Annotated in this window: 15 protein-coding genes; 7 read left to right on the top strand and 8 right to left on the bottom strand. The window is 34.3% G+C overall.

Going from position 1 to position 15,150, the window contains the following annotated elements:
• The first annotated feature begins 86 nt into the window (after positions 1-86).
• Positions 87-1,169, top strand: a complete 1,083-nt coding sequence (gene dinB / locus HNQ00_RS09220) for a DNA polymerase IV (RefSeq protein ID WP_173838046.1) — start codon at positions 87-89, stop codon at positions 1,167-1,169.
• A 91-nt stretch (positions 1,170-1,260) separates the two neighbouring features.
• Complete coding sequence (locus HNQ00_RS09215) at positions 1,261-1,776, top strand: PAS domain-containing protein (protein ID WP_173838045.1); 516 nt, start codon at positions 1,261-1,263, stop codon at positions 1,774-1,776.
• An 80-nt stretch (positions 1,777-1,856) separates the two neighbouring features.
• Here the strand turns inward: HNQ00_RS09215 and HNQ00_RS09210 are convergent, their stop codons facing one another.
• From HNQ00_RS09210 to HNQ00_RS09185, 6 genes are all read right to left on the bottom strand, one after another.
• Positions 1,857-2,630, bottom strand: coding sequence for a Bax inhibitor-1/YccA family protein (locus HNQ00_RS09210; RefSeq protein ID WP_173838044.1), 774 nt, complete (start codon positions 2,628-2,630; stop codon positions 1,857-1,859).
• A gap of 105 nt (positions 2,631-2,735) precedes the next feature.
• Positions 2,736-4,166, bottom strand: a complete 1,431-nt coding sequence (gene pyk / locus HNQ00_RS09205) for a pyruvate kinase (RefSeq protein ID WP_173838043.1) — start codon at positions 4,164-4,166, stop codon at positions 2,736-2,738.
• A gap of 5 nt (positions 4,167-4,171) precedes the next feature.
• The gene (locus tag HNQ00_RS09200) at positions 4,172-4,660 is read right to left on the bottom strand and encodes an IPExxxVDY family protein (RefSeq protein ID WP_173838042.1); all 489 of its coding nucleotides are present in this window, start codon (positions 4,658-4,660) and stop codon (positions 4,172-4,174) included.
• Between the two features lie 114 nt (positions 4,661-4,774).
• A complete protein-coding gene (gene rnc / locus HNQ00_RS09195; protein ID WP_173838041.1) occupies positions 4,775-5,515 on the bottom strand; it encodes a ribonuclease III in 741 nt (246 codons plus the stop codon).
• A gap of 9 nt (positions 5,516-5,524) precedes the next feature.
• Positions 5,525-6,778 (bottom strand): beta-ketoacyl-ACP synthase II, encoded by a 1,254-nt coding sequence (gene fabF, locus HNQ00_RS09190; RefSeq protein ID WP_173838040.1) that lies wholly within the window; start codon positions 6,776-6,778, stop codon positions 5,525-5,527.
• 187 nt (positions 6,779-6,965) lie between these two features.
• Positions 6,966-7,202: an acyl carrier protein gene (locus tag HNQ00_RS09185; protein ID WP_007137004.1), complete on the bottom strand. Its 237-nt coding sequence runs from the start codon at positions 7,200-7,202 to the stop codon at positions 6,966-6,968.
• Between the two features lie 178 nt (positions 7,203-7,380).
• Here HNQ00_RS09185 and purN point away from each other — a divergent pair, with 178 nt between their 5' ends.
• The 4 genes from purN to HNQ00_RS09165 all read left to right on the top strand — a co-directional run bounded on the left by purN (position 7,381) and on the right by HNQ00_RS09165 (position 11,492).
• The gene (gene purN, locus HNQ00_RS09180; protein WP_173838039.1) at positions 7,381-7,941 is read left to right on the top strand and encodes a phosphoribosylglycinamide formyltransferase; all 561 of its coding nucleotides are present in this window, start codon (positions 7,381-7,383) and stop codon (positions 7,939-7,941) included.
• Positions 7,942-7,979: 38 nt separating this feature from the next.
• Positions 7,980-8,465: a ribonuclease HI gene (gene rnhA, locus HNQ00_RS09175; RefSeq protein WP_173838038.1), complete on the top strand. Its 486-nt coding sequence runs from the start codon at positions 7,980-7,982 to the stop codon at positions 8,463-8,465.
• Between the two features lie 76 nt (positions 8,466-8,541).
• The gene (locus tag HNQ00_RS09170) at positions 8,542-9,465 is read left to right on the top strand and encodes a PfkB family carbohydrate kinase (RefSeq protein ID WP_173838037.1); all 924 of its coding nucleotides are present in this window, start codon (positions 8,542-8,544) and stop codon (positions 9,463-9,465) included.
• Positions 9,466-9,593: 128 nt separating this feature from the next.
• Positions 9,594-11,492 (top strand): amidophosphoribosyltransferase, encoded by a 1,899-nt coding sequence (locus tag HNQ00_RS09165; RefSeq protein ID WP_173838036.1) that lies wholly within the window; start codon positions 9,594-9,596, stop codon positions 11,490-11,492.
• Between the two features lie 339 nt (positions 11,493-11,831).
• Here the strand turns inward: HNQ00_RS09165 and HNQ00_RS09160 are convergent, their stop codons facing one another.
• Positions 11,832-12,440, bottom strand: coding sequence for a superoxide dismutase (locus tag HNQ00_RS09160; protein WP_173838035.1), 609 nt, complete (start codon positions 12,438-12,440; stop codon positions 11,832-11,834).
• Between the two features lie 187 nt (positions 12,441-12,627).
• Positions 12,628-13,311 (bottom strand): ComF family protein, encoded by a 684-nt coding sequence (locus HNQ00_RS09155; RefSeq protein WP_173838034.1) that lies wholly within the window; start codon positions 13,309-13,311, stop codon positions 12,628-12,630.
• A gap of 95 nt (positions 13,312-13,406) precedes the next feature.
• On the opposite strand from HNQ00_RS09155, the gene HNQ00_RS09150 reads away from it, so the two are divergent.
• Complete coding sequence (locus HNQ00_RS09150) at positions 13,407-14,948, top strand: glycine--tRNA ligase (protein ID WP_173838033.1); 1,542 nt, start codon at positions 13,407-13,409, stop codon at positions 14,946-14,948.
• Positions 14,949-15,150: the final 202 nt, after the last annotated feature.

Raw genomic sequence — 15,150 nt, 5'->3', positions numbered from 1 at the left:
TTAATCCCTTAGGAGTGTCAAATGTATCAAATTTATTTAACATCAAAGGCGGTTCTTTTTTATGGAAATCGCTATAAATTTGTAAAATGGAAACCACAACCTTAAATAGAAAAATTATACATGTTGACATGGATGCTTTTTATGCCTCTGTGGAACAAATGGATAATCCTGAACTAAAAGGGAAACCCATTGCTGTAGGTGGTTCTGAGAATCGTGGTGTGGTGGCAGCAGCAAGTTATGAAGCTAGAAAATTTGGTGTTCGTAGCGCAATAAGTGGTGTTCTAGCCAAGAGAAACTGTCCCGATTTAATTTTTGTGAAACCTAGATTTGAACGATACAAGGAGATTTCGATTAAAATTCACAAGATATTTAAGGACTATACTGATCTGGTAGAGCCGCTTTCTCTTGATGAGGCCTATCTTGATGTAACCATTAATAAAAAGGGAATTACAAGTGCTAGTTTGCTGGCTGAGGAGATTAGGGCGCGTATCTATAATGAAGTTGGTTTGACGGCTTCGGCAGGTATATCTGTGAATAAATTTGTTGCTAAGATTGCTAGTGATTATAACAAGCCTAATGGGCAAAAAACGGTGAATCCGGATGAAGTGATTGCTTTTTTAGAGGTGCTGCCCATACGTAAATTTTACGGTGTAGGTAAGGTAACTACAGAGAAGATGTATCAGTTAGGAATATTTACTGGTCTAGAATTGAAAAGTAAATCTGTAGAATTTTTAGAAAAGCATTTTGGAAAGGCAGGGAACTTCTATTATAATGTTGTGCGTGGAATTCATAACAGTGAAGTAAAAGCAAATCGAGTTTCTAAGTCAGTTGCTGCAGAACATACCTTTGATACTAATTTATCATCTGAGATATTTATGTTGGAGCAATTAGAAGCAATAGCGGCAACATTAGAACGCCGCTTGAAGAAAAGTACAGTTTCTGGAAAAACAGTTACACTTAAAATTAAATACAGTGATTTTACGCAGCAAACTCGTAGTAAAACCTTGCCATACTTTATTGCGGATAAAGGCTTAATTATGGAATCTGTAACCGAATTGTTGTATCAAGAGCGTATGAAAGATTCTGTGCGCTTGCTGGGGATTTCTATGAGCAATTTAAATACAGAAGTCAAGAAATCTGTCGTGGTGCAGCTATCCTTTCCGTTTTAAAGTTAAATTTTAGGTTGAACAAAAGTTAAATGCTCATTTTGTGGTATTTGTCTTTGTTTTTAAATTTATATTTGACTAAAAATAATGCAAGATGATGAATTTTTTAGAGTACGATAAAGGAGTAGCTAAGTTTAACCAAGAACTGAGATTAAGTACAAGTCCCATTACTTCATGGGATTTTTATGGTGATTTGATTAATGATTTTCGCGCTATTAATTCAGATACTAAAAAAATAAGCCAACTCGCAATTGAGTCCAAGTGGTCAAATAAAAACTGGGACTTAAAAGACATTCTTAAAGACGAAGTTATTGTCGTTACAGATTCAAGCCTTACAATTGTATTTGCATCGCAGAATATCGCTAAAATGAATGGATATAAGCCTGATGAAGTTGTAGGGAAGAGTCCTAGAATGTTTCAAGGTGAAAAAACGTGTGCTGTCACTTCAAATGAGATTCGTGAAGCTATTTTGAATAAGGTGTCTTTTGAGAAGAAAGTAATAAATTATAAGAAAAATGGCGATCTTTATTATTGTATTATAAAAGGTTTTCCAGTTTTTAATAAAAGCGGAGACTTGTCGCACTTTATAGCGTTTGAACAAGCTGCATAGTTCTTGATTTCATATAAATTTAAAAGCCCTTAAAACTACTGATGTGTTTTAAGGGCTTTTAAATTTTAATTAAGTTACGGCTAGTCTTTACTAGATAATTTAGAAAGTAATCTTAGGAATTCGATATACAACCACACGAGGGTTACCATTAATCCCATGGCTCCAAACCACTCCATGTATTTTGGCATTTTTTGTTGTGCCCCTTTATCTATTCGATCAAAGTCTAAAAATAAGTTTAATGCAGCAATAATGATTACAAATACACTGATACCAATACTCATTAAGGAGTTGTCGTAATGTACCGGTTTATAACCTGTGAACATTGAAAACAACCACGAAATTAAGTAATAAGTAGCTATTGCTAGTGTTGCCGCAACCACTATGGATTTAAATTGCTCTGTAACTTTTACAATTTTAAAACGATATAATGCTAGGCATACTCCAAATGTTACAAATGTTGCCCCTACGGCTTGTATTACGATTCCAGGATACTTGGCTTCAAATATAGCAGAGATTCCACCAATGAATAACCCTTCAAATAACGCATAGCCAGGAGCTAAATATCCTGAGTATTGTGGTTTAAATGCTGCTGCAACCACTAATATTAATCCTATAATTGCTCCTGCTATAGCTGGCATAATAGGATTCATACCGTTAAAAGCCATCCACCACACAACCATTGCTGATGCTATTAGTAATAAAAATAAAATGAACGTTTTATTAATCGTTCCTGCTACAGTCATTTCTTGATTGTAATCAATAACGGTGGCACGATGAACTTGATCGCTTTTATGAGCTGATGTAGCTGAAAATGATTTGTTATTCAAAAACGGATTTTTTGATTTGAGATTCATGTTGAATAGTTGGTTTAATTTATTCAAAGATAATTTAAATTTTAGGACAAAAAAAACCGCCTAGTCAAATTGATTTAGGCGGTTATTGTTTGTGTTGAAAAGAGATTACTCTATTTCAGAAACTCTTAAGGTATTTACCATTCCTTTTTCTTTAATAGGCATTGCTGCTAAGTTGATTAAGAAATCCCCTTTAGTTACATATCCTTTTTGTCTTGCAATTTCATTAACATCAGTAACGGTATCGTCTGTACTAACCGTTTTGTCATAGTAGTATGATTTTACTCCCCATAACAAACTCAATTGTGTTACAATTCTTTTATTAGAAGTAAAAACTAAAATATGTGCTGATGGTCTCCAAGCCGAGATTTGGAATGCTGTGTATCCACTGTTTGTCAAGGTGCAAATAGCTTTTGCCTTTATAGCATCAGCCATAATTGCAGCATGGCGACAAATTGTTTTAGTGATAAAACGTTTTGTTTTAATTTGTGGTGTGTTTTGTGGCACTTGAATAAGTGGAGAATCTTCTACCGCTTGTATAATTTGTGTCATTTTTTGGATTACTTGAACAGGATAATTTCCTGCAGCTGTTTCTCCAGAAAGCATTACAGCATCTGCTCCATCCATAACTGAGTTGGCAACGTCATTTACTTCGGCTCTTGTAGGAGTTAAGCTAGTGATCATTGTTTCCATCATTTGTGTAGCAACGATTACAGGAATACGCGCCATTTTTGCTTTACGAATAAGATCTTTTTGTACTAAAGGTACTTCGTGAGCAGGAAGTTCAACTCCTAGATCTCCACGTGCAACCATAAGTCCGTCACAATAAGCAACAATCTTATCCATGTTTTCTAATGCTTCGGGCATTTCGATTTTGGCAATGATTGGGATTTTAACGTCAGAGTGCTCGTTGATTAAATCTTGTAAGTCTTTTAAATCTTGTGGTGTTTTTACAAAAGAAAGTGCAATCCAGTCTACTTTTTGACCAATTGCAAATATCGCATCTGCAATATCTTTTTCTGTCAAAGCAGGAAGTGATATTTTAGTATTCGGTAGGTTAACCCCTTTCTTAGATTTTAATTCTCCTCCTTGAATAACGCGAGCTACAACTTCTGTTTCTTTATCGGTAGAGACAATTTCGAAAATTAATTTTCCGTCATCTAATAAAATTCTTTCTCCTGGATTTACATCATTAGGAAAGTTTTTATATTTCATGAAAACTTTTTCGGCCGTACCAATCACCTCTTCAGCTGTAGTAAATGTGATTAAATTACCGTCATGTACGACAACTCCCTCATTCATTATTCCTACACGCAATTTAGGACCTTGTAAGTCTCCTAGGATTGCTGTAGTATAGCCAAATTCATCATTTAAAGATCTAATGATATTGATTTTTTCTTTTACACCTTCGTAGTCTGCGTGCGAAAAGTTAATTCTAAATACATTGACACCTGCGTCAATCATATCTTTTATAATTTCTCTTGTGCTACATGCAGGACCTAATGTGGCTACAATTTTGGTTTTTTTGTTTGGAATCATTTTTTTTAAAAAATTAAATTGTTTTTCGATTTTATTAGATTCGTATCTACAGTGTATATTGCTGAGATGCTATCTATACTATTTAACGTGGTTTTAATTTGGGACACGTCTATGGTGTCGTCAATGTTTTCTATTTTTAAAAAATAATCTGCTTTTTTAAATTCTGGTAGTAAGAAAACTTTTGTTGAAATCTCCATTGTAATTGCGGCAAATAAATCTTGTGATGGATTCATTTTATGCTGAAGCACTTCATTTTTATTTTGAATTAAATTCCAAGAAACGGCATTCTCAGAATCGTAATAATAAAAGCGCGCAAAATTAGTCTCGCCTTCTTTAATATTTATTTGAACTTCCTCATTACTTTTTGATAAATTAATGGGGAGTTTTTGATTAATAAAGTAAGCCAAACGATAATCTTCTAATGAAGTATGTAATGCGATTAAGAAATAATCTACTTCGTCAAATTCGCCAAGATCTAGTTTGTGAATAGCCATATTCATTAAAAATAATATCGTAAAGATACTATTTCTATCGAAGTATAAGAGTAGAAAATGTAATGATTTCGTTAATTTATGAACGAAAACGTTGTAGTTTTGATGGATTTGATATTATTTCTTGTCCATTTTTTCTTGAAATGCAAAATAAGCTCTTTGTGATGCTTTTTCTTCTGCTTTCTTTTTTGATGTAGCACGTGCTTTTGCAATTACTTTATCATCAATACTTAATCGTACCCCAAAAAGGCGTTGTCCATCGATTGCATTGTCTTCAAAGATGTCATAGTGAAACACTTTTTTTTCTTTTTGGCACCATTCGATAACTAAGCTTTTATAGCTTATCACTTTACCTTCTAATCTGGCGAGATCAACATAGGGAACAATAACTCTTTTTTGAATAAATTGTTCACAGTAATTATAGCCACGATCTTGGTAAATTGCTCCTACCAATGATTCAAAAATATTACCATGTATATTCTCTCCAAAATGATTAACGGGTACTTTGCTTTCTACAAATTGGATCAAGTTGAGATCTTTTCCTAATTCGTTTAAGTGTTCGCGACTCACGATCTTAGAACGCATTTTTGTTAAGTAACCTTCATCACCGTGAGGTGCTTCGGTAAATAAGTAAGCGGCAATAACTGAGCTTAACATAGCGTCACCTAGAAACTCTAAACGCTCATAATTTATAGGATTCCCCTCGTCACTCAAGCGATTTAACGAGCGGTGTGTGAATGCTTTTTTATAATTTTCTAGATTTTGTGGGGCAAAACCTAGGATTTTTTCAACAGCGTTAAAAAAAATCCCGTCTTCTTGAGAACGGGATTTTGAAAATATTTTTTTGAATATACTCATAAAGAATGATTACAATTCTAATTTTTTAACTAACACGCAAGCGTTGTGTCCTCCAAAACCAAAGGTGTTACTCATTACAACGTTCATCTCTCTTTTTTGAGCTACATTAAATGTAAAGTTCAATTTAGAATCAATGTTTTCGTCATCAGTAAAATGGTTAATTGTAGGAGGTACGATACCATGCTTCATTGAAAGAATCGAAGAGATTGTCTCAACAGCACCGGCAGCTCCTAATAAGTGACCTGTCATTGATTTCGTTGAATTCAAGTTCATGCTGTAGGCATGTTCTCCAAATACGTGTTCGATTGCTTTAGACTCAGCTAAATCTCCTAATGGAGTAGAAGTACCGTGCATGTTTAATCCATCAACATCTGTAGGTTTCAAACCTGCATCTCTCAAACAATTCAACATAACATTTTTTGCACCTAATCCTTCTGGATGTGGAGCAGTGATATGATGTGCATCTGCAGACATACCTCCACCACCTATTTCACAGTAAATTTTAGCACCACGAGCAACAGCGTGCTCATATTCTTCAAGAATTAATGCTCCAGCACCTTCACCAAGAACAAAACCGTCACGGTCTTTATCCATAGGTCTTGAAGCAGTTTTAGGATCGTCATTTCTTGTTGATAAAGCATGCATAGCGTTAAAACCACCCATACCTGCAATAGTTACAGCGGCTTCAGAACCACCAGTTACCATTACGTCAGCGTGACCTAAACGAATATAATTGAATGCGTCAATAATTGCATTTGTAGATGAGGCACAAGCCGAAACAGTAGCAAAGTTAGGGCCTCTAAAACCGTATTTGATTGAGATATGACCACAAGCGATATCAGAAATCATTTTTGGTATAAAGAAAGGATTAAATTTTGGCGTTCCATCACCAGCAGAAAAGTTCAACATTTCAATTTGAAAAGTTTCTAAACCACCTATTCCTGAACCCCAGATTACTCCAGCTCTATCTTTATCTAGCTTTTCAAAATTAAAGCCAGCATCATTTACAGCTTCTTCTGATGATACCATTGCATACTGTGCATAACGGTCCATTTTTCTAGCCTCTTTTCTATCTAAGAAATCTTCAACATTGAAATTCTTTAATTCACATGCGAATTTAGTCTTGAATTTTGAAGCGTCAAAGTAGGTTATTGGCGCAGCGCCACTAACACCATTAATCAGGCTGTTCCAATATTCTTGAATATTATTTCCTATAGGAGTAAGAGCACCTAAACCCGTCACTACAACTCGTTTTAATACCATAACTGTATATTTTATTATCTTTAAACAATAATACCCACGCTATCTTCACTGTATTGTTTAAAGAGCCGTGGGCATTAAGTTGTAAATATTCCTTTTGATTGAATTCTAGATTCAATCTGAATTTTGTTCTTTTAAAAAATAAATAATAACACCCGTACACCGTGATGGTATACGGGTGCTTCATTTATTATTTTTTAGCTTCCTCGATGTAAGAGATTGCTTGACCTACAGTAGCGATGTTCTCTGCTTGATCGTCTGGAATTTGAATGTCAAATTCTTTTTCGAATTCCATAATAAGCTCAACAGTGTCTAATGAGTCAGCTCCTAAATCATTAGTGAAGCTTGCTTCTGTTACAACTTCGTTTTCGTCAACACCTAATTTGTCTACGATAATCGCTTTTACTCTTGATGCAATGTCTGACATAATCTTTAATTTTAGAATTTAATTTGTTGGCAAAAATAAAAAACTTTATTTTAAAACAACGCATAAGTTGATAAATGTATTAACTAAATTTAAAAAAAATATTTTAACAAAGGCTTCTCAATGTTCTTTTTTTTAGTTTTTTATTCTTTTTTTTGCTTAAAATTAAACACGGTCAATCATGAAAAAAATTCTAATTTTTGCTTCTGGAGCGGGCAGTAATGCTGAAAACATAATAAAGCACTTCCATAATAATGATATCGCTACGGTTGTTGCTGTGTTTTCTAACAATGTAAAAGCTGGAGTAATCAGTAAAGCAGAAAATCTAGGAATTGCTTCACATACTTTTAGTAAAACCGATTTAAATGAAGGTAATGTATTACAAGAAATTAATAAGATACAACCTGACTTGATTGTTTTAGCCGGTTTTTTATTGAAATTTCCTGAGTCAATAATTGCTGAATATCCTAATTCTATTATAAATATCCATCCAGCGCTGCTGCCTAAGTATGGAGGAAAAGGAATGTATGGTATGCATATTCATGAGGCTGTCGTAGCTAATAGAGAGAAGGAAACTGGGATTACTATACATTACGTAAACGAAAACTACGATGAAGGGGCTCAGATTTTTCAAAAAAAAGTTACTGTTTTAGGAACTGATACTGCAGCTGTTGTTGCAGAGAAAATACATTCACTAGAGCAAAAATACTTCCCCAAGGTTATTGAAGATATTTTAAAATAATTTTTTTTTCGAAAATAGCGCTAAAGTAAAGACAAGTAATGAACTACGAAGTACATATATATACAGATGGCGCCGCAAAGGGTAATCCAGGTCGCGGTGGTTACGGAGTGGTAATGGAAACTGTTAAAGAAGGGAAGACCTATCGCAAAGAGTTTTTTGAAGGTTTTAGAATGACGACAAATAATAGGATGGAATTGCTAGCAGTAATTGTAGGTCTTGAAAAACTTAAAAATCCTAATACAAAAGTGCTTGTAGTAAGCGATTCTAAATATGTAGTCGATTCAGTGGTTAAGAAATGGGTGTTTGGCTGGGAGAAAAAGAAGTTTGTTGACCGTAAAAATGCCGATTTATGGAAACGCTTGTTAGTTGTCTATAGAAAGCATCAAGTAGATTTTAAATGGATTAAAGGGCATAATAACCATCCGCAAAACGAACGCTGTGATGTGTTAGCAGTGATGGGATCAATGCAAAAACAAGTTTCAATCGATGTTGTTTATGAGGGCGAATCAGGGGAATTATTATGAAAACTTTGCGACTTTGAATCTTTGCAACTATCAAAGTTATAAACTATCTTTGCGCCTTAATTTGAAACTCATATAGATGAATAAATTATTGATTGTTGGAACAGTTGCTTTCGACGCAATTGAAACTCCTTTCGGGAAAACAGATAAAATTTTAGGTGGAGCAGGAACATACATTGGTTTATCGGCTTCTTTTTTTAACTTACAATCTGCTATTGTCTCTGTAGTAGGAGATGACTTTCCACAAGAATATTTAGATTTATTGACTGAGAGAAATATTGACATTTCTGGTCTTGAAGTAGTTAAAGGTGGTAAAACATTTTTCTGGAGTGGTCGCTACCATAACGATCTTAATTCTAGAGATACGCTGGATACGCAATTGAATGTTTTAGCTGATTTTCAACCTAAGGTTCCAGAAAATTATAAAAACGCAGATGTGGTAATGTTGGGTAACTTACATCCATTAGTACAAAGCAGTGTTATTGATCAAATGACTACTAAGCCAAAATTAATTGTTTTAGACACAATGAACTTTTGGATGGACTGCGCGCTACCTGAATTATTACATGTAATGAAACGTGTAGATGTGATTACAATTAATGATGAGGAAGCAAGACAGTTATCAGGGGAGTATTCTCTTGTTAAGGCTGCTGCCAAAATTCAAACAATGGGTCCTAAATATGTAGTGATTAAAAAAGGAGAGCATGGCGCTTTACTTTTTCAAGACGAAAAAATATTTTTTGCACCGGCTTTACCGTTAGAAGAAGTTTTTGACCCAACAGGAGCAGGAGATACTTTTGCAGGAGGTTTTGCAGGGTTTATTACTCAAAGCGAAAACATTTCTTTTGAAAATATGAAAAACGCTATTATTTACGGATCTAATCTCGCCTCTTTCTGTGTTGAAAAATTTGGAACAGAACGAATGGTTGCTTTAGATAAAAAAGATGTGGTATCGCGCTTAGAGCAATTTAAGTCACTAACACAATTTGATATAGAAATATAATGTCTTAAAGCCTCGGAAACGGGGCTTTTTTTGATTTTAATTTAGAGTTATTATATAGGTACAATTATTGTTGCCTTCTTTAAATATAAAGTCTAATACAATTAAACAACACAACAAACAACAACACAATGAGCGATGCTTTAAAACACGAGTGTGGTATAGCCTTAGTTAGACTACTTAAACCGCTTGAATATTATAAAGAAAAGTACGGAACTGCTTTTTACGGGATACAAAAAATGTATCTCTTAATGGAGAAACAGCACAACCGTGGACAAGATGGAGCTGGTTTTGCTAGTATCAAGTTAGATGTAGAGCCGGGAGAGCGTTACATAAGCCGTGTGCGTTCAAATCACGCGCAACCTATTCAAGATGTTTTTGCTCAAATAAATGATCGCATTAACGATGAGATGGCAGCGCATCCTGAATATGCTGATAATGTCGAACTACAAAAAGCTAAGATTCCATACATTGGGGAGTTGTTTTTAGGGCACGTACGTTATGGAACCTTTGGTAAAAATAGTATCGAAAGTGTGCACCCTTTTCTACGTCAAAATAATTGGATGCACCGCAACCTTATTCTTGCTGGAAATTTCAATATGACTAATGTTAAGGAACTGTTTAATAACTTGATTGAGTTAGGACAGCATCCTAAAGAAATGGCAGATACTGTTACTGTAATGGAAAAAATTGGACACTTTCTTGATGATGAAGTGACTGATTTATACCAAGAGTGTAAAAACAATGGCTTGTCAAAAAGAGAAGCGTCTCCTATTATTGCTGAAAAATTAGATGTAGCAAAGATTTTAACTAGAGCTGCAAAAAATCTAGATGGTGGTTATGCTATGGCAGGATTACTGGGTCATGGTGATGCATTTGTTTTTAGAGATCCAGCGGGTATTCGCCCGGCGTATTTTTACCAAGACGATGAAGTGGTAGTTGTTGCTTCAGAGCGACCTGTTATTCAAACAGTTTTTAATGTTGACTTTGATAAAGTTCAAGAAATTGAGCCAGGAAATGCATTGATAATTAAAAAGAACGGTACTGTTTCTATGCAAGAGATTTTAACTCCTACAGTTAAAAAAGCATGTTCGTTTGAACGAATTTACTTTTCTAGAGGTAGTGATGCTGAGATTTATCAAGAAAGAAAAAATCTAGGTAGATTGATTTTACCTGCAGTATTAGACGCCATCGATCAAGATACTGATAATACTGTTTTTTCTTATATTCCTAATACTGCTGAAACTTCTTTCTACGGAATGGTAGAAGCTGCTCAGGACTTTTTAAATCAAAGAAAAAACAATTACATATTAAAAAATAGAGATACGCTTACAGCAGAAAGTTTACAAGAACTATTGGCTGTAAAAATCCGTACTGAAAAAGTAGCGATTAAAGATGCTAAATTAAGAACGTTTATTACTGAGGACAGTAGTCGTGATGACTTAGTTGCACACGTATATGACGTTACTTACGGCGTTATCAAGCCTACAGATAATTTAGTAATCATAGACGATAGTATTGTTAGAGGTACGACTTTAAAAATGAGTATCATCAAAATGATGGATCGTTTAAATCCTAAGCGTATTGTGGTAGTGTCATCAGCGCCACAAATTAGATTTCCTGACTGCTACGGTATTGATATGGCAAAGATGGAAGGTTTAGTTGCTTTTAGAGCTGCATTAGCACTTTTAAAGGAAAGAAACTTATACCACATTGTAGACGAGGTTTATGCTAAATGTAAGGCTCAAGAAGATTATGTAGATACTGATGTGGTGAACTATGTAACTGAAATTTATGCGCCTTTTGAACCTCAAGAAGTTTCAGATAAAATTGCAGAAATGTTGAGTTCGCCAGAAATCAAAGCAGAGGTGAAAATTATCTTTCAAACAGTAGAAGATTTACATATCGCTTGTCCTAAAAATTTAGGCGATTGGTATTTTACTGGAGACTATCCTACAGCTGGAGGTAATCGAGTGGTAAACCGTGCCTTTATGAATTTTTATGAAGGAAAAGATGCTCGAGCATACTAATATATGTTAAAAAGTTCCTTTAATCGGGTTTATGTGTCATTCGTCTAAAATGTTTGTAAAAATTGAAGTAGTACTTTAGATTTACAGAACCATAAAATTAGTAGGTTAAATTTATGGTAGATTTGGGGCAAAAAAGGTGGAAGAAATTCCGCCTTTTTTATTACATTAAAGTCAATTAATTGGCTGAAAGAAAGACGATTAAACGTATTAGTTTACTCGTCTTTTTTTTTGTGCCACATTTATTTTTTCGAAAATAAAACAGATAGGGTTAAACAAAAAAAGAGACAAACAACTATAACGCTGTTTGTCTCTTTTTTTTAACTTATTGTCTAAAAAAGACTATTTCTCAGATGCAAATCTTCTTGAAACTTCAGTCCAATTAATTACATTGAAGAAAGCCTCAATATAATCTGGTCTTCTGTTTTGGTAGTTCAAGTAGTAAGCGTGTTCCCAAACGTCCATTCCTAAGATTGGAGTTCCACCACAACCAACACCTGGCATTAAAGGGTTGTCTTGATTAGGAGTTCCACATACTTCAAGCTTTCCACCTTTATGAACACATAACCAAGCCCATCCTGAACCAAACTGTGTTGCTCCAGCTTTACTGAATTTTGCTTTGAATTCTTCAAAACTTCCAAAATCACCTTCGATAGCAGCAAGTAAATCACCAGTTGGTAATCCACCACCACCAGGAGACATTACTGTCCAGAAAAGGTTGTGATTGTAAAAACCACCACCGTTATTACGTACAGCTGCGTTCTTTAAATCAAGGTTGATAAGGATGTTTTCTATTGTTTTACCTTCCATGTCTGTTCCAGCAACAGCGGCATTAAGGTTTGTAGTATAAGCGTTATGATGCTTTGAATGATGAATTTCCATCGTGCGTGCATCAATATTTGGTTCTAATGCGTCATACGCATAAGGTAACTGAGGTAATTCAAAAGCCATAATATGTTTGTTTAAATATTTATAAAATTTTATTCAAATTTAAACATTTAACTTTGGAATTGGAAATTCTATTTTGTTATAATTTCATTAAATAATTAGATAGTTGCTACAATTCGAACAGTTTTTAGAATAAAATCTCTTTTTCAAACTGATTTTTAGAAAATTATAAAAGCGGCACTTCTCCGTTTTACGATTCGGTCATTGCCATACAAACGATGCTAATGCTAGCTCCGGGGATTTTTAATAAGGCCTTAGAGCAGGCTTCAAGTGTAGCGCCAGTGGTGATGACATCATCAATGAGTAAAAAATGTTTGTTGTGGTCGTCGCTGGTGAAATTAACGTCAAAAGTGCTTTGAATTCCTTCTGTTCGTCCTAGTAGATTTTTTTTAGATTGCGTTTTAGAATATACTTTTCTAATAAGAACTTTGTCGTTGTAAGGTAGACTCAATTGTGTAGATAATGCTTTCCCAAAAGTAGCTACTTGATTGTAGCCTCTTTCTCTTAACTTTCTTTTATGTAAAGGAACGGGAATTATACAAGTTGCAGAAGTTACCTCAGGAACTGATTTTAGATCCGCTGCATACCAGTTTCCTAACATTGATCCTACCTCCTCATGACCTCTATATTTTAAATTGTGTATCATTTCTTGAACAATACCTTTTTTATGAAAATAAACAAAGCAAGAGACATGACGAACAGCAACACGTCCATAAAATTTTTTAAAAGCCTCGTTTTCTTGATTCAAATAGTGATTTGTTAATGGAATATCGTGGCGACATGTGGTGCAAATTATAGTTTCATTAGCCGTTAAATAACTGCTGCAGCCACTACATGTTTTAGGAAAGAAGAGGTTAAGTAAGCTTTTAAACATGTTTTTTATGATTTTATTTATAAAAATATGAAAATCAATGGCTCAATCTTGTATGATTTTCTTTTTTTTAAATTCTCTTTTTATATTTTTGCAATATGGCAAAACAAGAAGATATTTTTAAGAATGTAGTTTCGCACGCAAAAGAGTACGGTTTTATATTTCCGTCAAGCGAAATTTACGATGGTTTAAGTGCAGTATACGATTATGCACAAAACGGGGTAGAGTTAAAAAAGAACATACGTGACTATTGGTGGAAATCAATGGTTCAGATGAATGATAACATTGTAGGACTAGATGCATCTATTTTAATGCACCCTACAACTTGGAAAGCATCTGGCCACGTTGACGCTTTTAACGATCCATTGATTGATAATAAAGATTCGAAAAGAAGATATAGAGCCGATGTTTTAATTGAAGATTATGCTGAAAAGCTGAATATAAAAGCAATTAAAGAAGTCGAAAAAGCCAAAGTTCGTTTTGGTGAAGCTTTTAATGAAGCAGAGTTTGTTTCTACAAATCCTAGAGTTGTAGAATACAAAGCACGCGAGAGAGAAATTCTAGAGCGTTTAGGGCGCTCATTAGGAAATGAAGATCTTGAAGATGTAAAAGCTTTAATCGAAGAATTAGAGATTGCATGTCCTGAGTCTGGTTCTCGTAACTGGACAGAGGTACGTCAATTTAACTTGATGTTTGGTACAAAATTAGGAGCATCTGCAGATACGGCAATGGACTTATACTTGCGTCCAGAAACAGCTCAAGGTATTTTTGTAAACTTCTTGAATGTACAAAAATCAGGAAGAATGAAAGTGCCTTTTGGTATTGCTCAAACGGGTAAGGCATTTAGAAATGAAATTGTTGCAAGACAGTTTATCTTTCGTATGCGTGAATTTGAACAAATGGAAATGCAATTTTTTGTACGTCCAGGTGATGAGATGAAGCACTATGAATTCTGGAAAGAAACAAGATTAAAATGGCACCTATCTTTAGGATTAGGAAAAGAGAATTACCGTTTTCATGATCATGAGAAATTAGCGCATTACGCTAACGCTGCCGCAGATATTGAATTTAATTTCCCATTTGGTTTTAAAGAATTGGAAGGGATTCACTCTCGTACTGATTTTGATTTAAAAGCACACGAAAAGTTCTCAGGTAGAAAACTACAGTATTTTGATGCCGAATTAAATAAAAATTACGTTCCTTACGTTGTAGAAACTTCTGTAGGATTAGATAGAATGTTTTTAGCTGTTTTTGCTACATCATTAAAAGAAGAAACATTAGAAGATGGGTCTACTAGAACAGTATTAAAATTACCTTCTGTTTTAGCCCCTACAAAAGCAGCGGTATTGCCACTTGTTAAAAAAGATGGGTTGCCAGAAATTGCACATAAAATCATTGATGAGTTGAAATGGGATTTCCAAGTCACTTATGATGAAAAAGATGCTGTAGGTCGTCGTTATAGAAGACAAGATGCATTGGGTACTCCTTTTTGTATTACTGTTGATCATCAAACTGCCGAAGATCAAACAGTGACCATTCGTCATAGAGATACAATGAAACAAGATCGCGTTAAAATATCAGAATTGAAGGCTATAATCGAAAATGAAGTAGCAGTGAAAAACTGGTTAATGAAAATGTAACAGTTGTTTTTAAAATATGTTTAAAGAGAAGCTTTCCTATTTTGGAGAGCTTTTTTTTTGGTATAGCTAGAGTGTCTGTAGCAACTAAATGAAAACCAATGTGTATTTAATCCCGTATATTTGCCTTTAAACGAGTTAAATTAACATTTTGAAATTGTTAGGTACAAAAAAGTTAACTTTAATAGGGAAGATTTAGAGCTAT

Origin of the sequence: Flavobacterium aeripolare (genome assembly GCF_013294025.1) — a bacterium.
In the GTDB taxonomy this organism is placed as follows: domain Bacteria; phylum Bacteroidota; class Bacteroidia; order Flavobacteriales; family Flavobacteriaceae; genus Flavobacterium.
Note: the sequence above shows the minus strand (reverse complement) of the source record. Positions and strands in the feature narration are given on the sequence as shown.

Coding starts and splice junctions, on each gene's coding strand:
- dinB (WP_173838046.1), top strand. CDS start 87: ATGGAAACCACAACCTTAAATAGAAAAATTATACATGTTGACATGGAT.
- HNQ00_RS09215 (WP_173838045.1), top strand. CDS start 1,261: ATGATGAATTTTTTAGAGTACGATAAAGGAGTAGCTAAGTTTAACCAA.
- HNQ00_RS09210 (WP_173838044.1), bottom strand. CDS start 2,630: ATGAATCTCAAATCAAAAAATCCGTTTTTGAATAACAAATCATTTTCA.
- pyk (WP_173838043.1), bottom strand. CDS start 4,166: ATGATTCCAAACAAAAAAACCAAAATTGTAGCCACATTAGGTCCTGCA.
- HNQ00_RS09200 (WP_173838042.1), bottom strand. CDS start 4,660: ATGGCTATTCACAAACTAGATCTTGGCGAATTTGACGAAGTAGATTAT.
- rnc (WP_173838041.1), bottom strand. CDS start 5,515: ATGAGTATATTCAAAAAAATATTTTCAAAATCCCGTTCTCAAGAAGAC.
- fabF (WP_173838040.1), bottom strand. CDS start 6,778: ATGGTATTAAAACGAGTTGTAGTGACGGGTTTAGGTGCTCTTACTCCT.
- HNQ00_RS09185 (WP_007137004.1), bottom strand. CDS start 7,202: ATGTCAGACATTGCATCAAGAGTAAAAGCGATTATCGTAGACAAATTA.
- purN (WP_173838039.1), top strand. CDS start 7,381: ATGAAAAAAATTCTAATTTTTGCTTCTGGAGCGGGCAGTAATGCTGAA.
- rnhA (WP_173838038.1), top strand. CDS start 7,980: ATGAACTACGAAGTACATATATATACAGATGGCGCCGCAAAGGGTAAT.
- HNQ00_RS09170 (WP_173838037.1), top strand. CDS start 8,542: ATGAATAAATTATTGATTGTTGGAACAGTTGCTTTCGACGCAATTGAA.
- HNQ00_RS09165 (WP_173838036.1), top strand. CDS start 9,594: ATGAGCGATGCTTTAAAACACGAGTGTGGTATAGCCTTAGTTAGACTA.
- HNQ00_RS09160 (WP_173838035.1), bottom strand. CDS start 12,440: ATGGCTTTTGAATTACCTCAGTTACCTTATGCGTATGACGCATTAGAA.
- HNQ00_RS09155 (WP_173838034.1), bottom strand. CDS start 13,311: ATGTTTAAAAGCTTACTTAACCTCTTCTTTCCTAAAACATGTAGTGGC.
- HNQ00_RS09150 (WP_173838033.1), top strand. CDS start 13,407: ATGGCAAAACAAGAAGATATTTTTAAGAATGTAGTTTCGCACGCAAAA.